The 8,502-nt window shown below is 68.5% G+C and carries 7 protein-coding genes; 5 read left to right on the forward strand and 2 right to left on the reverse strand.

Annotated features, from left to right (window positions below; all coding sequences use genetic code 11):
• From fmt to QMX83_RS18215, 4 genes are all read left to right on the forward strand, one after another.
• On the forward strand, positions 1-915 hold a 915-nt coding region (fmt, locus tag QMX83_RS18200; protein WP_282298051.1), incomplete at its 5' end, for a methionyl-tRNA formyltransferase.
• The gene (gene rsmB / locus QMX83_RS18205) at positions 915-2,255 is read left to right on the forward strand and encodes a 16S rRNA (cytosine(967)-C(5))-methyltransferase RsmB (protein WP_282298052.1); all 1,341 of its coding nucleotides are present in this window, start codon (positions 915-917) and stop codon (positions 2,253-2,255) included. The genes fmt and rsmB, both read left to right, overlap by 1 nt.
• Positions 2,256-2,279: 24 nt before the next feature.
• Positions 2,280-4,004 carry a glycosyltransferase family 39 protein gene (locus tag QMX83_RS18210; RefSeq protein WP_282298053.1) on the forward strand — a complete coding sequence of 575 codons (1,725 nt, stop codon included), beginning with the start codon at positions 2,280-2,282 and terminating at the stop codon, positions 4,002-4,004.
• 93 nt (positions 4,005-4,097) lie between these two features.
• Positions 4,098-5,384: an O-antigen ligase family protein gene (locus QMX83_RS18215; protein ID WP_282298054.1), complete on the forward strand. Its 1,287-nt coding sequence runs from the start codon at positions 4,098-4,100 to the stop codon at positions 5,382-5,384.
• An 8-nt stretch (positions 5,385-5,392) separates the two neighbouring features.
• Here QMX83_RS18215 and QMX83_RS18220 read toward each other — a convergent pair whose 3' ends face one another.
• Positions 5,393-6,514 (reverse strand): glycosyltransferase, encoded by a 1,122-nt coding sequence (locus QMX83_RS18220; protein ID WP_282298055.1) that lies wholly within the window; start codon positions 6,512-6,514, stop codon positions 5,393-5,395.
• Between the two features lie 44 nt (positions 6,515-6,558).
• Positions 6,559-7,377 carry a glycosyltransferase family 2 protein gene (locus tag QMX83_RS18225; RefSeq protein WP_282298056.1) on the reverse strand — a complete coding sequence of 273 codons (819 nt, stop codon included), beginning with the start codon at positions 7,375-7,377 and terminating at the stop codon, positions 6,559-6,561.
• On the opposite strand from QMX83_RS18225, the gene QMX83_RS18230 reads away from it, so the two are divergent.
• On the forward strand, positions 7,376-8,434 hold the full coding sequence (locus QMX83_RS18230; protein WP_282298057.1) for a CDP-glycerol glycerophosphotransferase family protein: 1,059 nt from the start codon (positions 7,376-7,378) through the stop codon (positions 8,432-8,434). The genes QMX83_RS18225 and QMX83_RS18230 overlap by 2 nt on opposite strands.
• Positions 8,435-8,502 lie beyond the last annotated feature (68 nt).

Genomic DNA, 8,502 nt, shown 5'->3' on the forward strand with positions numbered 1-8,502 from the left:
GTCTTTGCCGGTACGCCGGAGTTCGCGGTCGCGTCGTTCCGTGCCGCCGCACGCCATCATGAAGTGGTGGCGGTGTACACCCAGCCGGATCGGCCGGCCGGCCGCGGCCGTGGCCTGGCACCGTCGCCGGTCAAGCTGGAGGCCATCGCGCGTGGCATTCCCGTGTTCCAGCCCGAGTCGCTCAAGGATGAGGCGGCGCAGCAGCAGCTGCGCGACCTGCAGCCGGACCTGATGGTGGTGGTGGCCTATGGCCTGATCCTTCCCAAGGCGGTGCTGGCCATTCCGACCCATGGCTGCTGGAACGTGCACGCCTCGTTGCTGCCGCGCTGGCGCGGGGCCGCTCCGATCCAGCGTGCGATCCAGGCCGGGGATGCCGAAACCGGCGTCTGCCTGATGCAGATGGAGGCGGGGCTGGACACCGGTCCGGTGCTGCTGCGTCAGCACACGCCGATCCAGCCGGCCGAACTGGGCGGGCAGCTGCACGACCGCCTTTCCGAGCTGGGCGCGCAGGTGCTGGCTGACGGCCTGGGCCTGCTGCGAGCGGGCCTCAAGCCGATCGCCCAGCCGCAGCCGGCCGAGGGTGTCACCTATGCACACAAGCTGGACAAGGCCGAAGCGCGCCTGGACTGGAGCGCCGACGCGGTCGCGCTGGAGCGCACCGTGCGCGCGTTCAACCCTTGGCCGATTGCCGAGGCCCAGCTGGCCGGCGAACGCGTGCGCATTCACGGCGCGGTGGCCCTGGCGGACAACCAGGGGCGGGCTCCGGGTACGTTGCTCGCTGCCGGTCGTGACGGCATCGACATCGCCTGCGGGCAGGGTGCATTGCGCCTGCGCGTGCTGCAGCGTGAGGGCGGCAAGGCGATCACGGCCGCCGACTATCTCAATGCTCGACGCGACCTGGTGGTGGGGAACTGATGAACCGCTCCCGCCCAGGTCCGCGCACGTCGTCCTCTGCGGCGCAGGCCCCCGGAGTGCCCACCCGCATGCTGGCGGCCCGTGTGCTGGCCCAGGTGGTGGGCCGTGGCCGATCGCTGAAAGCCGAGCTGGCCACTGCCCTGCCGCAGCTTGATGACGGTCGCGACCGCGCGCTGCTGGAGGCGCTGTGCTTTGCCGTGCTGCGTCGCCGTGCGGCCTATGACGCCGCCCTGGGCCGCTGGATGCAGCGGCCGCTGGGTGCGCGTGATGCCGAACTGCGTGCGCTGCTGCAGGTGGGGCTGGCCCAGTTGGATGCCCTGGCGCTGCCGGCGCACGCGGCGTTGTCGGCCACGGTCGATGCCGCACGCGCGCTCGGCTTCGAGCGCCAGGCGGGCATGGTCAATGCCCTGTTGCGCCGCGCCCAGCGCGAAGGCGTGGCGGAACTGCCCGCGCGCGCGGCGTTCCCGCAGTGGCTGGCGGCCGCCATCGAGCAGGATTGGCCCGAACAGGCCGACGCGGTGTTTTCAGCCAGCCTGCAACCGGCCCCACTGTGGCTGCGGGTCAACCGGCAGCAGGCCCGTCGTGACGACCTGCTGCAGCAGATGACCGCCGCCGGAATCGCCGCCGAGACCACCGCGCTGGGCTCTGACGCCCTCTGTCTGCCCGAAGCGATGCCGGTGGCGGCGCTGCCCGGTTTCACCGAGGGTGCGCTGTCGGTCCAGGACCTGTCAGCGCAGCAGGTCGCCGACGCGCTGCAGTTGCCCAAGGGAGCGCGGGTGCTGGATGCCTGTGCCGCGCCGGGTGGCAAGTCGGCCCACCTGCTCGAACGCGACCCGACGGTGCAGCTGGTGGCGCTGGATATCGACGCGCGACGGCTCAAGCGGATCAGTGAAACCTTTGCCCGCACCGGGGTGGGGGCCACGGCCCAGGTGCTTGCCGCCGACGCGACGGATCCTGACAGCTGGTGGGACGGGCAGCCCTTCGATGTCATCCTGCTGGATGCACCGTGCTCGGCCACCGGCATCATCCGACGTCAGCCGGACGTGCTGCTGCACCGGCGTCCTGCCGACATCGAGGCGCTGGTGGCGCTGCAGGCCCGCCTGCTGGATGCCTGTTTCGGACTGCTCAAACCCGGTGGCACCTTGCTGTATGCGACATGCTCGATCCTGCGCGAGGAAAACCAGTTCCAGATCGAGGCTTTCCTGCAGCGCACGCCGCGCGCCGGATTCCTGCCCCTGGACGAGCGTTTCGGCCACGACTGCTGGGCCGGCCGCCAGCGCCTGCCGGGCGAGAACGGAGCGGATGGCTTCTTTTATGCGCGACTGCTGAGAAAGGGATAGCCGGGTACCGGTAAACTCCCGCGCATGCTGAAAACACGTGCGTCCCGAGAGTTCTGGTTGCTTGCTGTGATGGCCCTGCTGGTGCTGGGGGCCGGGCTGGGTCTGCGTGACCCGTGGCCGTCCGACGAGCCCCGGTTCACCCTGGTCGCCAAACAGATGGTGATGAGCGGGGACTGGCTGTTCCCGCATCGTGGCACCGAGCTCTACTCGGACAAGCCGCCCATGCTGATGTGGTTGCAGGCCGCGCTGTATACCGTGCTGGGCGACTGGCGGCTGGCCTTCCTGCTGCCCTCGCTGCTGGCCGCGCTGGGCACGCTGGCCTGTGTGTATGACCTCGGGCGTCGGCTGTGGACGCGCAAGGTGGGTCTGTATGCCGCCTGGGCGCTGCTGTTCGCGGTGCATTTCACCTTCCAGGCCAAGAAGGCGCAGATCGACCCATTGGTGGTGTTCTTCGTCACCCTGGCCAACTATGGATTGCTGCGCCACCTGTTGTGTGGCCCTGCGTGGCGCTGGTGGTGGCTGGGCTGGTTCGCTGCCGGGCTGGGCGTGATCACCAAGGGCGTCGGGGTGCTCGCCTTGTTCATGCTCGTGCCGGCCTTCGTCGCCGGTTGGCTGCAATGGCCGCGCATCCGCCTGCATTCCCATGGTTGGCGGCTGTGGCTGGCTCCGCTGGCGTTCGTGGCCGCGATCCTGCTCTGGCTGGTGCCGATGGTGGCGACGGCGCTGGCCACCGGGTCGGCCGAGTACCGCGCGTACATGAACGACATCCTGTTCCGGCAGACCGCCAAGCGTTATGCCCAGTCGTGGGACCACCATCAGTCCTGGTGGTACTTCCTGGCCACCATGCCCTCGATGTGGATCCCGGCGTTCCTGCTGGTGCCGTGGGCGCTGCCGGCCTGGTGGCGGCGGCTGCGCCGGCGCGATCCGCGCTACCTGCTGCTGCTGGGCTGGTGGCTGATGATCGTGCTGTTCTTCTCCATTCCGCACGGCAAGCGCGACGTGTACATCCTGCCGGCCCTGCCGATGTTCTGCCTGGCGCTGGCTCCGCTGTTGCCCGGGTTGCTGCGGCGGCGCGACGTGCAGTGGGTGCTGGGGGCGTTTACCGCGCTGCTCGGCGGGCTGCTGCTCGCGGCCGGTGTGGCCATGCTGGGCGGGGAGCCGGCCTTCGAGCAGAAGCTGATCATCGAGCGCGGCATCGATCGTTCGGTCACCGCGGCACTGGGCTGGGTCGGCATCGCACTGGGCAGCTGGGCGATGGTGAGCCTGGCGTTCGCGGGTCGCCGCCGCTTCCACCTGGCGGTGGTGTCGACCCTGGCGATGGCCTGGGTGACCTACGGTCTGGTGGGCTATCCGTTGTTCAACGATTCCAGCTCCGCGCGCGGCCTCATGCAGGACGTGGGCCGCCGCATCGGTCCCGACGCGGAGCTGGGGCTGGTCGGCTGGAAGGAACAGAACCTGCTGATGGCCGACCGCGCCGCCACCACCTTCGGCTTCAAACGCCGCTGGTACCTCCAGCTGCAGGACGGGCGCGAGTGGCAGGCGCAGGCTCCGCAGCAGCGTTGGCTGCTGGTGCAGGAGCCGGTGATGCTCAACTGCGTGGACCGGCACCAGGCCGAGCGCGTGGGCGTGGCCAACCGGCGCGGCTGGTGGCTGGTGCCGGCCGGGGCCTTCTCCGGCGTCTGCAAGCCCAGCGCGGCCGAACTGGCGCGCATCCGCCGTGAACAATCCAGGTATGACAACGAAGAGTAAGCGCAGGCTCATGGATCATTACCTTTCGTTCGGCCACAATGCGGGCCGCTCGTCGTTCCTCTCCTACTGCTGTCCGCCTGAGCCCTGTTGAACGTGACCAAACCGCTAGCCCCCTCTACCGGCACCCCGCCTTCATTGGCGTGGGCATTCACGCTGGTATTGGGTTTCACCCCCGTCCTGCTGATGTCCACCACCGACGGTGGCAGCGCGGGCTTCTACCTGCTGGTGCTGCTCAGCCTGATCGTGCTCGCGGTGGTGCGCCGTCCTGGCCCGGACGCCCGCTGGTGCGACAACCGGCGCGAGTACCTGTGGATGGTGGCGGCCATGGGCGTGATGCTGGTGGGCGTATTGACCAGCCTGCTGGTGCACGGGCTGTGGAAGGGTTCGGAGGTGGAAAAGGCCGCACGCTTCTTCAGCGTGGGGTTGATCCTGGCGGCCGCCCTGCGGATTCCGCGCGCGGTGCTCGCCCATGCGGTGTTCGGCCTGATGCTGGGCATCTGGTATGCGTTCATCAATCTCGGCTGGCTGGTGCTGAACAATGGCGGCGGCCGGCCGGCCACCACCCAGTTCAACACCGTCACGTATGGTGATCTGACCCTGCTGTTCTCGGTGTTGACCTTCGTGCTGATGGGCGTGCGCATCACCCGCTTCCGGCGGACGGAGTTTGCCTTCAAGCTGATCACCGGTATCGCCGGGGTCGCGGGCTTTGTGGCGACGCAGACCCGCGGCGGGCTGCTGGCCATCCCCTTCTTCCTTTTCGTGGGCCTGCTCATCCAGGGCCGGCGCATGAACCGCTTCAAGGTGCTGGCGTCGGTGCTGCTGCTGGGCACCGCAGGTGCGATCGTGGCCAGCGATGCCTCAATGCGCGAGCGCATTGAACTGGGCGTCAGCGAGTTCGACCAGTGCCAGGTCGCGCACCTGGCCGATACCTCCGTGTGCATCCGCCTTCAGCTCTGGCGTGCGGCGGGGCACATGATCGAGAGCGAGCCCGTGTTCGGCGTGGGCGGCGGCGACCGTTTCCGCGAAGAACTGGCAGCGCTGGCCGACGAGCGCCAGGTCACCCAGACCGTGGCGCGCGACTTCGGCGAAACCCACAACGACCTGCTGTACTTCCTGGCGACGTACGGCGTACTGGGTGGGTTGGGCTTGCTGCTGCTGTACTTCGCACCGGGCTGGGTGTTCGCGCGTCGCCTGCGCCTGTCGATGACTGACCGGACCACCCGGTTGTTTGCCGGTGCCGGGCTGATGATCTGCGTGGGCTACGTGGTGTTTGGCCTGACCGAGATGATGTTCCGCGACATGCGCAGCGCGTCGTTCTACGCCACCTGGATGGCGCTGTTCCTGGCGCTTTCCGACCCGCTGCGGCTGCGCGATCAGTAGAGCCGGCGTCAACGCCCGTCCAGCACCGCCGCATAACTGGCTTCGGTCAACGCGCTGAAGGTATCCAACCCGAAGTGCTGCAACGCATGCTGTCGCGCCGCGGCACCCAGACGCGGCAGCTCAGCGCGTTGCTCATACAGCGCACCCACCTGCGCGGCGATGGCCGCCACGTTGCGCACCGGCACGATCCAGCCGTTCTGGCCCGGCTCGATGTTCTCCGGCAGTCCGGCGTAGTCGCTCACCAGTACCGGCTTGGCCATGGCCATCATTTCGCGACAGGCGAACGAGATGGTTTCGACGTCGTAGGACAGCACGAATCCGGCATCACCGCTGGCCACGAACGGGCGGATGTCCTCCAGCAGTCCGGCAAAGTGCACCTGCTGCGTCAGGCCCAGCTGCGCCACCTCGGCGACCGCGTTCGGGTCCGGTGTGCGGCCGGCAATGGCGACGTGCAGCTTGCCGCGCAGTGGCTCGGGCAGGGTCGCAATGGCCCGGACCAGGTCGATCCAGCCCTTGTGATTGTCGGTGCCGGCATTGCTCACCAGCACCATGGCCTCCGAATCCGTGGTCCAGCGCGCGCGCAGCGCGGCGGATTCGCCGGGATCGGCCGGGGCGAAGCGGCCCAGGTCGACCCCGTTGCGGATCACGTCGATGGGGCAGCGCCGGTACGGGCTGTCCAGCAGCATCTGGCGGGTATGGGCGGACACCGCGATGACCCGGTCGGTGCCCCAGCGCGCGCGCAGGGCATTGCCGAAGGTGTTGGCCGACTTGCTGTTGTGCTTGGTGAACACCAGCTTCGGTCGCCGGCGCAGTCCGGCCACCGCCTCCATGGCGACGCGGTGGTCGCGTGCACCATTGGCGTGCACGATGTCGATCTGGTGGTGTTCGATCAAGGCGCGCAGCCGGCGCAGGTCCGCCCACTGCTGTCCCAGCGTGGCCAGTCCGCTGCTGAACGCGATTTCCACCGGTTCGGCAATGCCTTCGCTGCGCATCACCCGGATCACCCGGCTGTTGGCAGGGGCGGCCATGAACAGCTGATGGCGGGGTGACAGCGCGCGGGCCAGCGAGGCCAGGTAGGTGGTATGCCCACCCCCGTCGCCGGAATGGAAGTTGGTATAGAGAATCTTCATGGGGGGCCTGGCAGAAACGCCACCGCAGTCTGCCACAGTCGCATTCAGCTGGCGTCAGTGCGGCGGGGTGGGTCACTCACCGGCTGCCCGTTCTGCAGCATCCACAGCATGATGGTCTTCTGCCGCACATAGTTGGCGCGCACATACGCGTAGACCAGGCCATGCCAGCCGTCGCGGAAACCGCCCCGGAACAGCAGCCCCCGCCAGAATCGCCACGCCGGAGCCAGCACCAGCTTGGGCAGGGTGGCGCGCTTGCCGCGCGCGAACTCATGCTCGGCCATCATCCGCGCATAGCGCTGGGTCTTGCTGAGCTGCTGTTCCAGCGACCGGTAGGGGTAGTGCACGAGGTCGCCCTGCAGCAGACCGACGCTGCCGTCGACGCTGGCCGCTTCGTGGATCTCGCGCTTGCCGCGCCAGCCGCCCCGGCGGCGGTCGAACAGGCGCAGCACGCGATCAGGATAGGCGTTGCCATGGCGCAGGAACTTGCCGAAGTACTCGGACAGGCGGGCAAAGCGATAGCCGGCGTGGCCGCTGAATCCGGCCGCTTGCGCCGCCAGAATGGCCTCGCGCAGCTCGGCGCTGACGCGCTCGTCGGCATCCAGGCACAGCACCCAGTCTTGTGCGGCCTGCTCCACGCAGAAGGCCTTCTGGCTGCGGAAGCCGTCAAAGCGTCGTTGCAGCACCCGCGCACCCGCAGCGGTTGCGATGGCCACGGTCTGGTCGGTCGAATGGGAGTCGACGACGATGATCTCATCGCAGAAAGCCAGCGATGCCAGACAGTCGCCGATGCGGTCGGCTTCATTGAACGCGATAATGCAGGCGGAGATGCGAGGCCGTTCAGTGGGAGCGGTCGTGGAGGACATGATGGCTGAGTACCTGCTGTTTGCGACGGAGCGCTATGCGCTGCCTATTCTCGCCCCACTGGCGCAGGCGTTGCACGCCTCCGGGCACACGGTGTCGGCCTGGTTCGAGGATGGTGCGGCCGGGGCTCAGTTGCCCGGTGTGCCCAATGTGGGTCTGAAGCAGGCCCTCGCGCTGCGTCCACTGGCGGTGTTCAGCGCCGCCAACTGGGTGCCGCCGTTCATTGCGGGGGCCAAGGTGCAGGTGTTCCATGGCTTCAACGTGCAGAAGCGTGACAGCGCGCGTGGCCATTTCCGCGTGCGCGGGCTGTTTGATCTCTACTGCACCCAGGGCCCGGCCACGACCGCGCCGTTCCAGGAATTGGCCGCGCGCGAGGGACATTTCGCCGTGGCCCAGACGGGTTGGCCCAAGCTGGACCCCCTGTTCCGCGACGATGGCGGGGCCAGTGCGGCGCTGCGTGCGCCGGCGCAGGGACGACCGGTGATCCTGTTTGGCTCCACCTTCACCGAGCGGCTCAGTGCCGCCCCGCATCTGCATGGGCAGATCGCCGCCGATATCGCCCGTGGCGACCGCTACTGGTTGTTGACCCTGCACCCCAAATGCAGCGAGGAGCTGTTCGCACAGTACCGCGCGCTTGCAGGTGCCAACGCCGCCTTCATCGAACCCGAACAGGTCATGGCCGCGCAGCGGGCCGCCGACGTGCTGGTGTCGGACACCTCCTCGATCGTGTCCGAGTTCGTGGTCCAGCACAAACCGGTGGTGACGTTCCGTAACCGTGTGCCGCAGCCGCACATGATCGATTTCGATCAGCCCGACGCACTGCCGGCGATGCTGGCGCGCGCGCTGGACCCCGAGCCGGCGCTGATGGCCGAGATCCGGCGCTATGCCGATGACATCCACCCGTACCGCGATGGACGCTCCAGCGAGCGGGTGATCGCGGCCACCGACGACTTCCTGGCCGGCACGCTGGGTGCGCTCAAGCGCAAGCCCTTCGGGGCCTGGACGCGTGGGCTGCAGATCCGCAAGGACCTGGGGTATTGGGGGCCGTCCAGCCGCTGAAGCGGTGCCGTAGAGCCACGCCCTGCGTGGCTGCAGTCCGGCCGGGCCGAAGCCACGCAGGGCGTGGC

Origin of the sequence: Stenotrophomonas sp. PS02289 (assembly GCF_029960115.1) — a bacterium.
Lineage (GTDB): Bacteria > Pseudomonadota > Gammaproteobacteria > Xanthomonadales > Xanthomonadaceae > Stenotrophomonas.